Origin of the sequence: Streptomyces sp. AK02-01A (assembly GCF_033795305.1) — a bacterium.
GTDB lineage: Bacteria > Actinomycetota > Actinomycetes > Streptomycetales > Streptomycetaceae > Streptomyces.
Map to the genome: position 1 here is coordinate 237,232 of NZ_JARBAE010000004.1, position 14,472 is coordinate 251,703.

Below are 14,472 nucleotides of genomic sequence, written 5' to 3' on the forward strand. Positions count from 1 at the left end.
TCACCCGGCCCGTTCGGGGCTCGGGGCCGGCCCTCCCCAGTGAAACAGCGTCATGGCCACGCTGGTGGCGAGGTTGTAGCTGGACACCTGTGGCCGCATCGGAAGTGCCAAGAGCGTGGTCGCCCGGCTCCGCAGCTCCATCGAGAGCCCGTGCCGCTCGGAGCCGAAGGCGAGCAGGGCGTCATCGGGGATGTCCACGGACCTGATGTCGTCTCCCTCCGGATCCAGGGCGTACAGCGGCCCGGGCGGGAAGTCGTCGAGCGCCAGCCGTTCGACGGCCGTGGCGAAGTGGAGACCGGCGCCGGCGCGGACGGCGTTCGGGTGCCAGGGATCGATGTCGCCGGTGGTGACCACGCCGGTCGCGCCGAACCCTGCGGCGAGCCGCACCACGGCGCCGAGGTTCCCGAGGTTGCGCGGGTTGTCCAGGACCACCACCGGCGAGAGCCGGGGCAGCCTCGTCAGCTCGTCCAGATTCGTCCGGCTGTCGCGCCTGACCGCCAGCGCGGCGATCTGAGTCGGATGGACCTTGGTCACCAGATCGCGCAAGACCGTCGCGGGCACCTCGACCACGGAGTCCCGGAGCACTTCGGTCAGATCTTCGGCGAGCTCTGCCGCGAGAGCCAGCACGGATTCCTTGTCGCTCGTGACGGCCAACCGCACCTCCGCACCGAAGCGCAGCGCGTGTTTCAGCGCATGGAAGCCGTCGAGCACCACGGCGCCGGGAGCGGCCTCGCGCCACTGCCGCGCGGCCGTCGTGGCATCAGCGTCCTTCATCGGCATCCCTCATCGGCTCAGACTACGGCTTGGGCGGCGCCGCCGAACCAGCCGTCCGGCGCCGCCGGGAGCCGGGACCGAAGCCGTCCTCGTGGCGGGCCGGATCCGGCCCCGGCCCGCTACGAGTGCTGGTGTTCGCCGCTCAGCCGACGAGCGTGCGGGGCCGGTCCGGACTGTCGTACCGCTGCTCGGACAGTTTCGTCCCGGCCCGGGAGAACAGCCGCCGCCACCCGGCCTCGATACCGCCGCCGAGCCACCGCAGGAAGTTCGTCGGCAGGAAAACCGCGTCGGCGGCGATCATCGCGAGCGAGAAGAACGGCAGCCCGAGCAGCAGGGCGATGCCCGCGTGCTCCAGCATCATCGCGATCAGCAGGACATTCTTGACACGCCGGTTGAACAGCGTGAACGGGAAGGCGACCTGCACGATGACCGTGCTGTAGGTCACCAGCATCACCACGACGCCGCTGGCCGCGAGAAGGCCGGAGAGATCCGGCCAGGGAGCGAAGTACTCAAGCTTGAGCGGGTAGTACAGCGCGGTGCCGTCCTGCCAGCGCGAGCCCTGGATCTTGTACCAGCCGGCGGTGGCGTACACGAGACAGACCTCTGCCATGATCACCACGAATGCGGCATTGTGGGCGAGGTTGGCGAGGACGTCCAGCAGGGCACGCGGCTCGCCTCCCGGCGCATAGCGGTTCGCCGCCCACCACAGAGCCTGTCCGGCCAGCAGCCCCCAGAAGAGGACAAGCAGCCAGGTCTCCACCTGGACGCGGTCCGTGACCGTGCCGATGAGGAGGAAGACGCCCATGATCATCCACAGCACCGGACCGACCCGGTCCCGCACGACGGCGGGGCGCGCATCCGCCGCCGTGTCCTCGTGTCCGGCGCCGTCTTCCACCGGCGCGCTCTCTTCGGCTCCGGCGCTTTCGCGGGCCTTCGCAGCGGTCCGCGCGGCCCGCCTGGCGTCCAGTGACCAGACCTGCCCGCAGCGCGTCAGCACCAGATAGACCGACATCAGATGGATGATGTTGTCCCCGCCGTCGCCCATGAAGATGCTGCGGTTCTGGAGCGACAGCACACCGAACATGAACAGCACCGACATGGTGCGCGTGCGCCAGCCGAGCATCAGCAGAGCGCTGGACAGCACGGCGACGGCGAACACGATCTCGAACCACACCATGCTGTCCGACCACATCAGTCCGGTGAACGCACCGTTCTTCGCGATCAGTTGCCGGGCCATCTCCCAGCTCCACGGCGACTCCGGCCCGTACAGCTCACGGCGGTGCGGCAGCTCGCGCAGCAGGAAGAGCAGCCAGGTCCCGGCGAAGCCGATCCGGACGACCGCGCTCTGGTACGGACCGAGGGCCGTGGACGTGACGCGCTGAAGGGCCCGGGCAGCCCACCGGTCGGGACCCGACCACTTGATCGGCTGCTCGCTCATTCGCCCGCCTCCGCACGGCCGTTCCGGACGCCGCCGGCAAGATCCGTGGCGTTCACCGTCCACCAGGGGAAGACCCGGTACGTGGGACGTGTACTGATCTTCTCCTTGCTCCACACCGGGGCCTGGACGGCGCTGGTGGCGGACCTGAGCTGGACGCGTTCCACCGGGCCGCCCAGGTCGTGGTTCTCCAGACGGAGCAGCACTATGCGGCGGACATAGCCCTCGGAGAGCCGGCCGCGCAGACCATTGGGGCGGTTCTCGGTGTCGTGCGAGCCGACGAAGAAGTCCCAGCCGCGGCGCAGCTCGTTCTGGTCGACATGGCTGGGCAGGAGATTGCCGCGGATCGCCGCGCCGTCCTCGGCGGAGAGATCGATCCAGCCGGTGGTTTTCCGTGCGCCGTCGGAGGATTCGACCTCGGCGCGCACCTGGACCGCGACATTCTGCTGGAGAGGATTGGGCGCGAAGAGCTTCCAGTTCTGCTCGAACTCGGGATAGATCCACTCGTCGACGGCCGCGCCGTGCTGCTTGGTCAGCGTGTTGGACGGAGCGACATGCAGAAACACCATGGCGAGATGGCCGCAGGTCAGCAGGGCGATGACCGCGAACGCGAGCGCCGCGGCCATCTGATAGGGGAGGGAGAGGCCGGATATCCCGACGCCGGGCGGTGACCCGGCCCTCACACCCTTGTCGTCGTACGAATCCATCCCGCCCCGATCCCCGTCGGTACCGCAGTCAGTTATCCACAGGGTTGACACCCTACGGGCCGCCGACTCACCATTGAAGTTCACGAACCGAACGATCGGTCGGTAGGGGGTCCGGATGACGGCAGTGACCGCGAGGAAAGCCGCGGAGACGGCGATGGAAACGACGGCGGAGACATTCGAGGCGGCGTTCGACGCCGCCGTGGCCGCCGACGAGCGCATCGAGCCGCGCGACTGGATGCCGGAGGCGTACCGCGCCTCGCTGGTCCGCCAGATGGCTCAGCACGCCCACTCCGAGATCATCGGCATGCAGCCGGAGGCGAACTGGATCACGCGTGCGCCGTCGCTGCGCCGCAAGGCGATCCTGATGGCCAAGGTGCAGGACGAAGCGGGACACGGCCTGTATCTCTACAGCGCGGCCGAAACGCTGGGCACCGGCCGCGAGGAGCTGCTCGACAAGCTCCACTCCGGCCGCCAGAAGTATTCGTCGATCTTCAACTACCCGACGCTGACCTGGGCCGACGTCGGCGCGATCGGCTGGCTGGTGGACGGCGCGGCGATCACCAACCAGGTCCCGCTGTGCCGCTGCTCGTACGGCCCCTACGCACGGGCGATGGTCAGGATCTGCAAGGAGGAGTCCTTCCACCAGCGGCAGGGCTATGAGCTGCTGCTCGCTCTCAGCAAGGGGACGCCCGCCCAGCACGAGATGGCGCAGGACGCCGTGGACCGCTGGTGGTGGCCGTCCCTGATGATGTTCGGTCCGCCGGACGACGAATCGGCGCACTCCGCGCAGTCCATGGCCTGGAAGATCAAACGGCATTCCAATGACGAACTGCGGCAGCGGTTCGTGGACATCTGCGTCCCACAGGCCGAGGCCCTCGGACTGACCCTTCCCGACCCGGATCTCCGGTGGAACGAGGAACACGGCCGGCATGACTTCGGGGCCATCGACTGGGACGAGTTCCGGAATGTGCTGAAGGGCAACGGCCCCTGCAACGAGGAGCGCGTCACCCAGCGCCGCCGGGCGCACGAAGAAGGCGCCTGGGTCCGCGAAGCGGCGGCCGCCTACGCGGCGAAGCGCGCCGCCGAGGCCACACCCGGCGGGACACGAAGGGAGGCGACGGCATGAGTGGCTCGACCGACTGGCCGCTGTGGGAGGTGTTCGTACGCTCGCGCCGCGGGCTGTCCCACACCCACGCGGGCAGCCTGCACGCACCGGACGCGGAGATGGCCCTCCGCAATGCCCGTGACCTCTACACCCGGCGCGGCGAAGGCGTGTCCATCTGGGTCGTGCCGTCCTCGGCGGTCACGGCCTCCTCGCCCGACGAGAAGGACCCGTTCTTCGCGTCCGCCGCCGACAAGCCGTACCGGCATCCGACCTTCTACGAAATCCCGGAGGGGGTGAAACACCTGTGAGCGACGCACCGGTGACCCTCTCGGCCGCCGCGCTGGCCCTGGGCGACGACGCGCTGGTGCTCTCGCACCGGCTGGGGGAGTGGGCCGGCCACGCCCCGGTGCTGGAGGAAGAGGTCGCTCTCGCCAATATCGCGCTGGATCTGCTGGGCCAGGCGCGGATCCTGCTGTCCCTCGCCGGAGACGAGGACGACCTGGCCTATCTGCGTGAGGAGCGGTCCTTCCGCAATCTCCAACTGGTCGAGCAGCCCAACGGCGACTTCGCGCGGACCATCGCCCGTCAGCTCTACTTCTCCACCTACCAGCTCCTCCTGTACCGGCAGTTGGCGGCCGGGGACAGCGAATTCACCGGACTCGCGGCCAAGGCGGTCAAGGAGGTCTCGTACCACCAGGACCACGCCGAGCACTGGACACTGCGGCTCGGCGACGGCACGGCCGAGAGCCATGACCGGATGCGGCGAGCCTGCGGAGCACTCTGGCGGTTCACCGGCGAGATGTTCCGGCCCGTCGAAGGACTGGACGTCGACTGGCAGGCCCTGGAAGACAGTTGGCTCGATTCCATCACCACCGTGCTGGAGCGGGCGACACTGCCACTGCCGGACGGGCCGCGCTCCGGAGCCTGGACGGCGGGCGCCGGCCGGCAGGGCCTGCACACCGAGCCGTTCGGACGGATGCTCGCCGAGATGCAGCATCTGCACCGCAGCCACCCGGGGGCGTCATGGTGACCGGCGGCGGAGCGACGACCGCGCCGGCCGCCGGCACACCGCCGACGGCGCTGGAGAACGAGCTGCGCCGCCTCGCCGGTGCCGTGCCCGATCCCGAGCTTCCGGTGCTGACACTGGAGGAGCTGGGCGTGCTGCGCGGCGTCCGGATGTCCGGCCCCGGCAGCGCCCGGGTCGAGCTGACGCCCACCTATACGGGCTGTCCGGCGATCGAGGCGATGTCCTCGGACATAGAGCGCGTGCTGCGTGAGCACGGCATCGCCGAGGTCTCGGTCGTCACGGTCCTCTCTCCGGCCTGGTCGACGGACGACATCAGCGCCGAGGGACGGCGCAAGCTCGCGGAGTTCGGCATAGCCCCGCCCCGCCCGCACCACACCGGCGGGCCGGTGGCGCTGACGCTCTCCATCCGCTGCCCGCACTGCGGCTCGGCCGACACCGAGCTGCTGAGCAGGTTCTCCTCCACCGCCTGCAAGGCGCTGCGCCGCTGCACGTCCTGCGGCGAACCGTTCGACCACTTCAAGGAGTTGTAGATGTTCCATCCGCTCCGGGTCAGCGAGGTCGAGCGGCTCACGGACGACTCGGTGGCCGTCACCTTCGACGTGCCGCCCGAACTGCGCGAGACCTTCCGGCACATCCCCGGTCAGCACATCGCTCTGCGCCGCACGGCCCAGGGCCAGGAGATCCGGCGTACGTACTCGATCTGCGCGCCCGCCGGCGCCAGCGATCCGGTGCTGCGGGTGGGCATCCGGCTGGTCGAGAGCGGCGAGTTCTCCACATACGCCTTCAAGGAGCTCGCCGTCGGTGACACGGTCGAGGTCATGGCGCCGACGGGCCGCTTCGTGCTCGAACCGCGCGCCGGACATTTCGCGGCGATCGTCGGCGGCAGCGGCATCACGCCGGTGCTGTCGATCGCGGCCACCCTGCTGGAGCGCGAGCCCGGCGCCCGGTTCTGTCTGATTCGCAGCGACCGCACCGTGGCGTCGACGATGTTCCTGGAGGAGGTCGCCGACCTCAAGGACCGCTGGCCGGACCGTTTTCAGCTGGTCACGGTGGTCTCCCGGGAGGAGCAGCAGGCAGGACTGCCGTCGGGACGGCTGGACCGGGAGCGGCTGACCGAGCTGCTGCCCTCGCTGCTGCCGGTGGCCGAGGTCGACGGATGGTTCCTCTGCGGTCCGCTGGGTCTGGTGACGGGCGCCGAGCACGCGCTGCGCGGTCTTGGCGTCGCCCGGAGCCGTATCCACCAGGAGATCTTCCATGTCGACGACGGCGCCGCCGGGGTCTTGTCGCCGGCCTCGGCGCGGGTCCCGGCCCGCAGCACGCTCACCGCGACCCTCGACGGCCGCTCCGGCAACTGGCCGGTCCTGGAAGGCGATTCACTCCTGGAGACCGTGCTGCGCGGCCGCTCGGACGCGCCGTACGCGTGCAAGGGCGGGGTGTGCGGGACGTGCCGGGCGTTCCTGGTCTCCGGCGAAGTCCGGATGGACCGCAATTTCGCGCTGGAACCGGAGGAGACGGAAGCCGGCTATGTGCTGGCCTGCCAGTCCCACCCGGCCACCGCCGAAGTGGAGTTGGACTTCGACCGCTGAACCGCGCCGGTTCCGGCCGGGCCCTGTCCGGCCGGGCCCTGTCGACCCGGGTCTCAGAGGACGAACGCCGGGCTGCCGTTGTCGGAGACCATCGGACGCCCGGCGCCGTCCCAGGCGAGCATGCCGCCGTCCACGTTCACCGCGTCGATGCCCTGCTGCACCAGATACTGGGTGACCTGAGCGGAGCGGCCGCCGACCCGGCACATCACATAGGCCTTGCGGCCCTCGGCCACCGCCTCGGTCACCTCTCCGAAACGGGCCACGAAGTCACTCATCGGGACATGGAGCGCGCCCTCGACATGACCGGCCGCCCACTCGTCGTCCTCCCGGACGTCCAGCACCAGTCCGTCGGACGGGACCGCCGCGACATCGACCGCGGGCAGCGGGGCGGAATTCATGGGCGTGCCTTCTCTCGTCTTGACGGTGTGGGAAAACGGTGTGGGAAACCGATGGCCTCGGGAAAACCTACTGCACGAGCCGGGACAGTTCCGTCTCGCGCCCGGAGACCTCCGCCAATAGCTGCTCGGCGATCTCCTCCAGCAGCCGGTCGGGGTCGTCGGGCGCCATCCTGAGCATGGCTCCGATGGCGCTCTGCTCCAGCTCCTGGGCGACCAGCGTCAGCATCTCCTTGCGTTGCGACAGCCACTCCAGCCGGGCATAGAGCTCCTCGCTCTCACTCAGCCGAGGCGTCCGCGGCGCGGGCCCCGCCGCCCACTCGTCGACAAGCTCCAGCAGCAGCGGCTCGTCCCCGCGGCCGTACGCGGCATTGACACGCGTGATGAATTCCTCACGCCGTGCCCGCTCCGTGTCGTCCTGCGCCAGATCCGGGTGCGCCTTGCGCACCAGATCGCGGTAGAGCTTGCGGGCCTCGTCGCTCGGCCGGACCCGCCCGGGCGGGCGCACGGGCTGATCGGTCAGCATCGCCGCCGCCTCCGGCGACAGACCCTCGGAGTCGAGCCAATCGTGGAACAGCTCCTCCACGCCGGGCATCGGCTGCACCAGCGCCCGCGCCTCGCGGGCCTTGCGCACATCCTCGGGATCGCCGCTGCGGGCCGCCCGGGCCTCCGCGATCATCGCGTCCAGTTCGTCCAGCCGGGCATACATCGGACCGAGCCGCTGGTGGTGCAGCCGGGAGAAGTTCTCCACCTCGATCCGGAAGGTCTCCAGCGCGATCTCGAACTCGATCAGAGCCTGCTCCGCGGCGCGCACGGCCTTCTCCAGCCGCGCCTCGGGCCGCAGCGCGTCCGCCGCGCCCGATGCCGCTCCGTGTGCCGAACCCGCCCCGCCGCTCACGCCTGCCGCCTCCGTGAATCGCGTCGCGTCCGGCACATCTCGTACGTCCTGCTCGTCGTCATTACGGATCGTCGGCTCCCCGGGGCGTCGTGCGTCACCCGTCCAGCGTACGGGTGATCGCCGGGGTCTCGGCCCCGACCCGCGCCGTCACACACCGAGCTCGGCGGCTATCCGCCCGCTCCTGACGGCTGAGACCAGCTCGGCGTGGTCCGCCTCCGTGCGGTCCGCGTACGCCACGGCGAAGGCCGCCACCGCCTCGTCCAGCTCCTCGTTCTTGCCGCAGTACCCCGCGACCAGGCGCGGGTCCACGCTGTGCGCGTGGGCCCTGGCCAGCAGCGCCCCGGTCATCCGTCCGTAGTCGTCGATCTGGTCGGCCGGCAGCGCCGTCGGATCCACGCTCCCCTTGCGGTTTCTGAACTGCCGTACCTGATAGGGCCTGCCCGCGGCGGTCGTCCAGCCCAGCAGGGTGTCGCTCACCACCTGCATCCGCTTCTGGCCGACCACCACGCGGCGTCCCTCGTGCTCCGCCGACGGAGCCTCGAAGCCGACGGCCGGCAGATGAGGCAGCAGGGCGGACGCCCGCGCCTCCTTCACCTGGAGCACCAGCGGCTCGCCCAGGTGGTCGGTCAGCAGCACCACGTACGAACGCGTCCCGACGCTGCCGGTGCCGACCACGCGGAAGGCCACATCCTGGATCGCGTACCGCGCGAGCAGCGGCAGCCGGTCCTCGGAGAGGGTGCCCAGATACTCCTCCAGCGACGCCGCCACCGCTGCCGCCTCCTCGTCCGGCACCCGCCGCAGCACGGGCGGCGAGTCGACGAAGCGCCGCGGCGTGGTCCGCCCGCCGGACCCGCTCTCGTCGGGCACCAGCACGGTCGACCTGGCCGCGAACCGCGCGCTGGTGTTCCTGCGGGCCTTCTCCGACACCCGCTCCAGCGTGCCGGCCAGATCACGGGCGTCCGCGTGGGAGACGAGCTCCTCGTCCGCGATGGCGTTCCACGCGTCGAGCGCGGGAAGCCTCGCCAGCAGCCGCATCGTGCGCCGGTAGGAGCCCACCGCGTCGTGCGCACCGCGGCGGCAGGTGTCCTCGTCCGCGCCCGCCTCGCGGCCGGCCAGCACCAGCGAGGTGGCGAGCCGCTTGACGTCCCACTCCCAGGGGCCGGCCACGGTCTCGTCGAAGTCGTTCAGATCGATGACGAGCCGGCCGCGCGCGTCCCCGTACAGGCCGAAGTTCCCGGCGTGCGCGTCACCGCAGATCTGCGTGCCGATGCCGGTGACCGGGGTGCCCGTCAGGTCGTACGCCATCAGTCCGGCGGCGCCGCGCAGGAAGGCGAAGGGAGTCGCCGCCATCCGCCCGACCCGGAGCGGTACCAGCTCGGGCACCCGGTCGCGGCTGGACTCCTCGACGGCCCGCACGGCGTCGGGCCGTCCCGCGGCGAACACCACCGAATCGTGCGAGGAGCGCGGCACCCGGGCCCGCAGCGCCTTTCCGAGCCCCTTGGGAGTCCGCGCGTCAACAGAGATTCCTCCGACGCCCCGCCCGCCCGTCAGACCGAGCACAACCTCGCCCGTGGGCGACGCGAAGCCCGGCACCACCGGAACGCGTCCGGCGCCGGAATCCGCCCGCCGTCCGGGCTCCACCGATTCGACCTCACCCATGGCCTGCGGCCTCCCCCGTACTCGCGCGACATCAACAGTCCACGACGGTACCCCTGGCCGGGACGGCCGTCCTCCCCTGTGGACAACGGCCTGTGGACAACTGAGGTCCCGGCCCGCTCAGCGGGAGGCAGAGCCACGCCGACCGGGGCGGAGCCGCGTCAGCAGCCCTCCTCGGCACTCTCCCGGAGATAGGACTCGGCCCACAGCGACAGTTCCTTCAGGGCCGGCTCCATCGCCGCCCCGGCCTCCGTCAGCCGGTACGCGACCCGCAGTGGCGGTCCCTCGTCGACCTCCCGCACGACCAGCCCCGCCGTCCCGAGCTCGGTCAGCCGGTCCGACAGCATGCGCTCGCTGATGCCCGGGATCGCCCGCCGCAGCTCCGCGAAGTAGACCGCCCGCTCCATGAGCACGGAAATGATCGGTCCGGTCCACCGCTTGCCGAGCAGCTCGAAGACGCGCGTGATGCTCACGTCGACCCTCTTGCACGCTTCCTCGCTGTGGTCAGCCATGTCTACAGAGTACCGGCTTCCAGGAAGGAGATGAAAAAAAGTAAGCGACTATGTTATCTATAGGTACGAACGGAAACACCGTCCCCGCGCCACCCTCGGTGCGGCCCCCACGCACCCATGGAGAACGTCATGGCCACGCTTCTGCACATCGACTCCGCCGTCTTCCCCGAGGGCTCCGCCTCGCGCGACATCACCGCCGAGTTCGTCCGCTCCTGGCAGGAACAGCACCCGGAGGGCAAGGTCGTCTACCGCGATCTCGCCGCCACCCCGCTGCCCCACCTGGACGTCACGGCCGTCGTGGCCGGCGCGGAGAACGCGCTGCGCGCCGAGCTCGCCGCCGAGCTGGCCGAGGCGGACGCCGTACTGATCGGCGCGCCGATGTACAACTTCACGATCTCGTCCACCCTGAAGGCCTGGCTCGACCAGGTGATCATCGTCGGCCACAACGCGGGCCCCGACAGCACGCTCGCCAACACTCCCTTCACCATCGTCGCCAGCCGCGGCGGCTCCTACGCGCCCGGCACTCCGCGCGAGGAGTTCGAGTTCGTCCAGAACTACCTGGAGAAGGTGCTGACGGGCATGTTCGGCGCCACCGAGATCGACTTCATCGTCCCCGAGCTCACCCTGGCCCACTCGAAGCCGGAGATGGCCGAGTTCATCCCGCTCGCCGAGGCGTCCCGCGCGAAGGCGCGCGAAGAGGCGACCCAGAAGGCCAAGACTCTCGCCGCCCGCCTCGCGGCCTGACTTCCGCCCCGCGGCGGGCCAGTTGGACCTCACGGGCCGCATCGCGTGAACGATGAGACATGCCTCCCACCGGACTGAGCCCCGGCGGGAGGCATGTTCACGCCGATACGCTCCGAAAGTGGCCGATACGCTCCGGACATAAGGACGTAAGGACACAACCAGGACACAATGTCGCAACAAAAAGCCCCGCAGGTCCGTGGACCTACGGGGCTTCATCTGTGCGCGAGGGGGGAGTTGAACCCCCACGCCCTTTCGGGCACTGGAACCTGAATCCAGCGCGTCTGCCTATTCCGCCACCCGCGCATTGGGTGTGTCGTCCGGCGCCTCACCTGCTGGTGTGTGCTCCTGGCGACATCGAGAAGATTAGCACGGTGAGAAGGGTGGGTTCACATCCGTTCTTTCGGCCACCCGAAGGGACACCAGGGAACGAAGAGCCGCCGCACCCACTCCTCCTCGGTGGACCCGGGGTGCGGGACACTGTCATGAGTGCGCCTCTACGATCCGTGTGAGAGGTGACACTCATCGACGGGCCAGACAAGGGGAACCAGCCGATTTCCCGACGCGTGGATACGATCAGTAAGCAGTACCAGGACGCCAACGACGGAGGAGGTGCCCCATGGGAGTCATGAAGCGTTTCGAACAGCGTCTCGAAGGTTTGGTCAACGGCACCTTCGCGAAGGTGTTCAAGTCGGAGGTCCAGCCCGTCGAGATCGCGGGTGCCCTCCAGCGCGAGTGCGACAACAACGCGACGATCTGGAATCGCGAACGGACCGTCGTCCCCAACGACTTCATCGTGGAGCTGAGCACGCCCGACTACGAGCGCCTCAGCCCGTACTCCGGCCAGCTCGGTGACGAACTGTCCGGGCTGGTCCGCGATTACGCGAAGCAGCAGCGCTACACCTTCATGGGCCCGATCAAGGTCCATCTGGAGAAGGCCGAGGACCTCGACACCGGTCTCTACCGGGTGCGCAGCCGCACCCTGGCGTCGAGTACGTCACAGGCACCGGCTCCCGAGCGCGGCCCCTCCGCACACGCCGCTCCTCAAGGCGGCGCCCCCAGTGGCTACGGCTACCCGCCCGCCGCGGTGCCCCCCATGCCGGCCTCTCCGCCTCCCGGCGGCGGCCACTCGCCCGCCGGGGGCCGCGTGCCTCCCGGTCCCGGCGCGACGCACGGCCAGGTACGGCGCTGGATCGAGATCAACGGCACCAGGCACCAGATGTCCCGTGCGACGCTGGTGCTCGGCCGCAGCACCGACGCGGACGTACGGATCGACGACCCCGGCGTATCGCGCCGCCACTGTGAGATCCGCAGCGGAACACCCTCGACCATTCAGGACCTCGGTTCCACCAACGGCATCGTGGTAGACGGACAGCACACCACCCGCGCTACGCTCCGCGACGGCTCGCGGATCGTCGTGGGCAATACCACCATCGTTTTCAGGCAAGCCGAAGGGTGAAGCGGGGGCAATGTCAGAGCTGACCCTGACGGTCATGCGGCTAGGTTTTCTGGCCGTTCTGTGGCTGTTCGTGATCGTGGCCGTCCAGGTCATCCGCAGCGACCTGTTCGGAACACGCGTCACGCAGCGCGGCTCACGCCGCAGCGGCGACGCCCGCCCGCAGCAGGCCCGCCAGACCCCGGCGCCGCCTCAGCAGCGCCAGCAGCAGGGCGCCCGGCAACGCCGCGGCGCGCCGACCAAGCTGGTCGTCTCCGAGGGCACCCTCACCGGTACCACGGTGGCGCTCCAGGGACAGACGATCACGCTGGGCCGCGCACACGACTCAACGATCGTGCTGGACGACGACTACGCGTCCAGCAGGCATGCCAGGATCTACCCGGACCGTGACGGCCAGTGGATCGTCGAGGATCTCGGGTCCACCAACGGCACGTATCTCGACCGGACCCGACTCACCACCCCGACACCGATTCCGCTGGGCGCTCCGATTCGCATCGGCAAGACCGTCATCGAGCTGCGGAAGTAGTACGACAATGAGCGAGCGGAGCGAGCGAGCCGCGGCGGTACCGACAGCGGACCGCGGCAGGCTCCCGACCGGAGGGTGGGCAGTGTGGCTCGAGACCGGCTGGCGCGACAGTCGACGGGCGAGCCGACGGGCGAGGTGCGCATGAGTCTGTCTCTGCGCTTCGCCGCCGGATCGCACAAAGGCATGATCCGGGAGGGGAACGAGGACTCCGGCTACGCCGGGCCCCGGCTGCTCGCCATCGCCGACGGCATGGGCGGCCAGGCCGCCGGCGAGGTCGCCTCCTCCGAGGTGATCTCCACCCTCGTCCAGCTCGACGACGACGTGCCGGGATCGGACATCCTCACCTCGCTCGGCACCGCCGTGCAGCGCGCCAACGACCAGCTACGGCTCATGGTCGAGGAAGACCCCCAGCTGGAGGGCATGGGCACCACGCTCACCGCTCTCCTGTGGACCGGTCAGCGACTCGGCCTCGTCCATGTCGGCGACTCCCGCGCCTATCTGCTGCGCGACGGCGTACTGACCCAGATCACCCAGGACCACACCTGGGTGCAGCGGCTGGTCGACGAGGGCCGGATCACCGAGGAAGAAGCCACCACCCATCCGCAGCGCTCCCTGCTGATGCGCGCGCTGGGCAGCGGCGACCACGTCGAGCCCGACCTCTCCATCCGTGAGGTCCGCGTCGGCGACCGCTATCTGATCTGTTCCGACGGCCTCTCCGGCGTCGTCTCCCATCAGACGATGGAAGAGACCCTCGCCAGCTACCACGGCCCGCAGGAGACCGTGCAGGCGCTCATCCAGCTCGCGCTGCGCGGCGGCGGCCCCGACAACATCACCTGCATCGTGGCCGACGTCCTGGACGTCGAGTCCAACGACACCCTGGCCGGCCGGCTCAACGACACCCCGGTCGTCGTCGGCGCGGTCGCCGAGAACCAGCACCCGCTGAACACCGCGGAGAACGCCGCCGCGATGCAGACCCCGGCGGGCCGCGCCGCCGGCCTCGGCCGCGCCGTACCGCAGCAGCCCGCCGGCGCCTTCGGCCCACCCGGCAGCGGTGACGCGGGCTACGACGGCATGCCGCCAGAAGGCGGCTTCGGCGCCTACAGCGACGAGGACTTCGTCAAGCCCCGCCAGGGCGGCAGGTGGCTCAAGAGATCCTTCTACGTCGTGCTCGCTCTCGCCGTCGTCGGCGGCGGCCTGTACGGCGGCTACCGCTGGACCCAGACCCAGTACTACGTCGGCGCCAACGAACAGCACGTCGCGCTCTACCGGGGCATCAGCCAGGACCTCGCCTGGCTCTCGCTCTCGAAGGTCGAGACCGACCACCCCGAGATCGAACTCAAGTACCTTCCGCAGTACCAGCGCAAGCAGGTCGAGGCCACCATCGCCGAGGGCAACCTGGGCAGCGGACGGAACAAGATCCAGGAACTCGCCGTCCAGGCATCGGCCTGCAAGAAGGACGAGCAGCGCCGGCAGGCGGACCGCGAAGCCGACGTGATCACCGACGAGGCACAGGCCGGCTCACCGACGACCGGCACCGATCCCTCCGGCAGCACCACCGACACCAAGCCGAAAGCAACGACTCCCGCTCCGGGCCCCAGCCTCTCGGAAGAGGAGCAGAAAGTGGCCTCGAACTGCGGGAAGCAGTAGAAGCCGG

The 14,472-nt window shown here is 69.9% G+C and carries 16 protein-coding genes and 1 tRNA gene; 9 read left to right on the top strand and 8 right to left on the bottom strand.

The features are described from left to right. From PV679_RS07140 to PV679_RS07150, 3 genes are all read right to left on the bottom strand, one after another. Positions 1–774, bottom strand: coding sequence for an RNA methyltransferase (locus tag PV679_RS07140; protein WP_319679196.1), 774 nt, complete (start codon positions 772–774; stop codon positions 1–3). 142 nt (positions 775–916) lie between these two features. Beyond that, on the bottom strand, positions 917–2,212 hold the full coding sequence (locus PV679_RS07145) for an HTTM domain-containing protein (RefSeq protein ID WP_319679197.1): 1,296 nt from the start codon (positions 2,210–2,212) through the stop codon (positions 917–919). Then, the gene (locus tag PV679_RS07150) at positions 2,209–2,916 is read right to left on the bottom strand and encodes a DUF5819 family protein (RefSeq protein WP_319679198.1); all 708 of its coding nucleotides are present in this window, start codon (positions 2,914–2,916) and stop codon (positions 2,209–2,211) included. The genes PV679_RS07145 and PV679_RS07150 overlap by 4 nt, the downstream gene beginning before the upstream one ends. Positions 2,917–3,031: 115 nt before the next feature. Between PV679_RS07150 and paaA the strand changes: the two genes are divergently transcribed. The 5 genes from paaA to PV679_RS07175 are packed head-to-tail and all read left to right on the top strand — an operon-like array spanning position 3,032 to position 6,634. After that, positions 3,032–4,042, top strand: coding sequence for a 1,2-phenylacetyl-CoA epoxidase subunit PaaA (gene paaA / locus PV679_RS07155; protein ID WP_319679199.1), 1,011 nt, complete (start codon positions 3,032–3,034; stop codon positions 4,040–4,042). After that, positions 4,039–4,329 carry a 1,2-phenylacetyl-CoA epoxidase subunit PaaB gene (paaB, locus tag PV679_RS07160; RefSeq protein WP_319679200.1) on the top strand — a complete coding sequence of 97 codons (291 nt, stop codon included), beginning with the start codon at positions 4,039–4,041 and terminating at the stop codon, positions 4,327–4,329. Before paaA ends, paaB begins: the two co-directional genes overlap by 4 nt. Continuing rightward, on the top strand, positions 4,326–5,051 hold the full coding sequence (gene paaC, locus PV679_RS07165) for a 1,2-phenylacetyl-CoA epoxidase subunit PaaC (protein ID WP_319679201.1): 726 nt from the start codon (positions 4,326–4,328) through the stop codon (positions 5,049–5,051). Before paaB ends, paaC begins: the two co-directional genes overlap by 4 nt. Then, a complete protein-coding gene (gene paaD / locus PV679_RS07170; RefSeq protein WP_319679202.1) occupies positions 5,045–5,578 on the top strand; it encodes a 1,2-phenylacetyl-CoA epoxidase subunit PaaD in 534 nt (177 codons plus the stop codon). Before paaC ends, paaD begins: the two co-directional genes overlap by 7 nt. Further along, positions 5,579–6,634, top strand: coding sequence for a 2Fe-2S iron-sulfur cluster-binding protein (locus tag PV679_RS07175; RefSeq protein WP_319679203.1), 1,056 nt, complete (start codon positions 5,579–5,581; stop codon positions 6,632–6,634). 53 nt (positions 6,635–6,687) lie between these two features. On the opposite strand, the gene PV679_RS07180 is transcribed toward PV679_RS07175, so the two are convergent. The 4 genes from PV679_RS07180 to PV679_RS07195 form a co-directional block, all read right to left on the bottom strand. Further along, positions 6,688–7,032: a rhodanese-like domain-containing protein gene (locus tag PV679_RS07180; protein ID WP_319679204.1), complete on the bottom strand. Its 345-nt coding sequence runs from the start codon at positions 7,030–7,032 to the stop codon at positions 6,688–6,690. 67 nt (positions 7,033–7,099) lie between these two features. After that, positions 7,100–7,927, bottom strand: coding sequence for a J domain-containing protein (locus PV679_RS07185; protein WP_319679205.1), 828 nt, complete (start codon positions 7,925–7,927; stop codon positions 7,100–7,102). A 147-nt stretch (positions 7,928–8,074) separates the two neighbouring features. Then, the gene (locus tag PV679_RS07190) at positions 8,075–9,586 is read right to left on the bottom strand and encodes a DUF2252 domain-containing protein (protein WP_319679206.1); all 1,512 of its coding nucleotides are present in this window, start codon (positions 9,584–9,586) and stop codon (positions 8,075–8,077) included. Positions 9,587–9,744: 158 nt separating this feature from the next. Then, the gene (locus PV679_RS07195) at positions 9,745–10,095 is read right to left on the bottom strand and encodes a helix-turn-helix domain-containing protein (RefSeq protein WP_319679207.1); all 351 of its coding nucleotides are present in this window, start codon (positions 10,093–10,095) and stop codon (positions 9,745–9,747) included. 129 nt (positions 10,096–10,224) lie between these two features. Here PV679_RS07195 and PV679_RS07200 point away from each other — a divergent pair, with 129 nt between their 5' ends. Beyond that, positions 10,225–10,839: an FMN-dependent NADH-azoreductase gene (locus PV679_RS07200; RefSeq protein WP_319679208.1), complete on the top strand. Its 615-nt coding sequence runs from the start codon at positions 10,225–10,227 to the stop codon at positions 10,837–10,839. 219 nt (positions 10,840–11,058) lie between these two features. Here the strand turns inward: PV679_RS07200 and PV679_RS07205 are convergent. Then, positions 11,059–11,142: transfer RNA gene (locus tag PV679_RS07205), tRNA-Leu, on the bottom strand. Between the two features lie 313 nt (positions 11,143–11,455). Between PV679_RS07205 and PV679_RS07210 the strand changes: the two genes are divergently transcribed. The 3 genes from PV679_RS07210 to PV679_RS07220 all read left to right on the top strand — a co-directional run bounded on the left by PV679_RS07210 (position 11,456) and on the right by PV679_RS07220 (position 14,465). Further along, positions 11,456–12,295, top strand: coding sequence for a DUF3662 and FHA domain-containing protein (locus tag PV679_RS07210; protein WP_319679209.1), 840 nt, complete (start codon positions 11,456–11,458; stop codon positions 12,293–12,295). Between the two features lie 10 nt (positions 12,296–12,305). Then, positions 12,306–12,818, top strand: coding sequence for an FHA domain-containing protein (locus PV679_RS07215; protein ID WP_319679210.1), 513 nt, complete (start codon positions 12,306–12,308; stop codon positions 12,816–12,818). A 141-nt stretch (positions 12,819–12,959) separates the two neighbouring features. Beyond that, positions 12,960–14,465, top strand: a complete 1,506-nt coding sequence (locus tag PV679_RS07220) for a PP2C family serine/threonine-protein phosphatase (protein WP_319679211.1) — start codon at positions 12,960–12,962, stop codon at positions 14,463–14,465. The last annotated feature ends 7 nt before the right edge of the window (positions 14,466–14,472 follow it).

Coding starts and splice junctions, on each gene's coding strand:
- PV679_RS07140 (WP_319679196.1), bottom strand. CDS start 774: ATGAAGGACGCTGATGCCACGACGGCCGCGCGGCAGTGGCGCGAGGCC.
- PV679_RS07145 (WP_319679197.1), bottom strand. CDS start 2,212: ATGAGCGAGCAGCCGATCAAGTGGTCGGGTCCCGACCGGTGGGCTGCC.
- PV679_RS07150 (WP_319679198.1), bottom strand. CDS start 2,916: ATGGATTCGTACGACGACAAGGGTGTGAGGGCCGGGTCACCGCCCGGC.
- paaA (WP_319679199.1), top strand. CDS start 3,032: ATGACGGCAGTGACCGCGAGGAAAGCCGCGGAGACGGCGATGGAAACG.
- paaB (WP_319679200.1), top strand. CDS start 4,039: ATGAGTGGCTCGACCGACTGGCCGCTGTGGGAGGTGTTCGTACGCTCG.
- paaD (WP_319679202.1), top strand. CDS start 5,045: ATGGTGACCGGCGGCGGAGCGACGACCGCGCCGGCCGCCGGCACACCG.
- PV679_RS07175 (WP_319679203.1), top strand. CDS start 5,579: ATGTTCCATCCGCTCCGGGTCAGCGAGGTCGAGCGGCTCACGGACGAC.
- PV679_RS07180 (WP_319679204.1), bottom strand. CDS start 7,032: ATGAATTCCGCCCCGCTGCCCGCGGTCGATGTCGCGGCGGTCCCGTCC.
- PV679_RS07190 (WP_319679206.1), bottom strand. CDS start 9,586: ATGGGTGAGGTCGAATCGGTGGAGCCCGGACGGCGGGCGGATTCCGGC.
- PV679_RS07195 (WP_319679207.1), bottom strand. CDS start 10,095: ATGGCTGACCACAGCGAGGAAGCGTGCAAGAGGGTCGACGTGAGCATC.
- PV679_RS07200 (WP_319679208.1), top strand. CDS start 10,225: ATGGCCACGCTTCTGCACATCGACTCCGCCGTCTTCCCCGAGGGCTCC.
- PV679_RS07210 (WP_319679209.1), top strand. CDS start 11,456: ATGGGAGTCATGAAGCGTTTCGAACAGCGTCTCGAAGGTTTGGTCAAC.
- PV679_RS07215 (WP_319679210.1), top strand. CDS start 12,306: ATGTCAGAGCTGACCCTGACGGTCATGCGGCTAGGTTTTCTGGCCGTT.
- PV679_RS07220 (WP_319679211.1), top strand. CDS start 12,960: ATGAGTCTGTCTCTGCGCTTCGCCGCCGGATCGCACAAAGGCATGATC.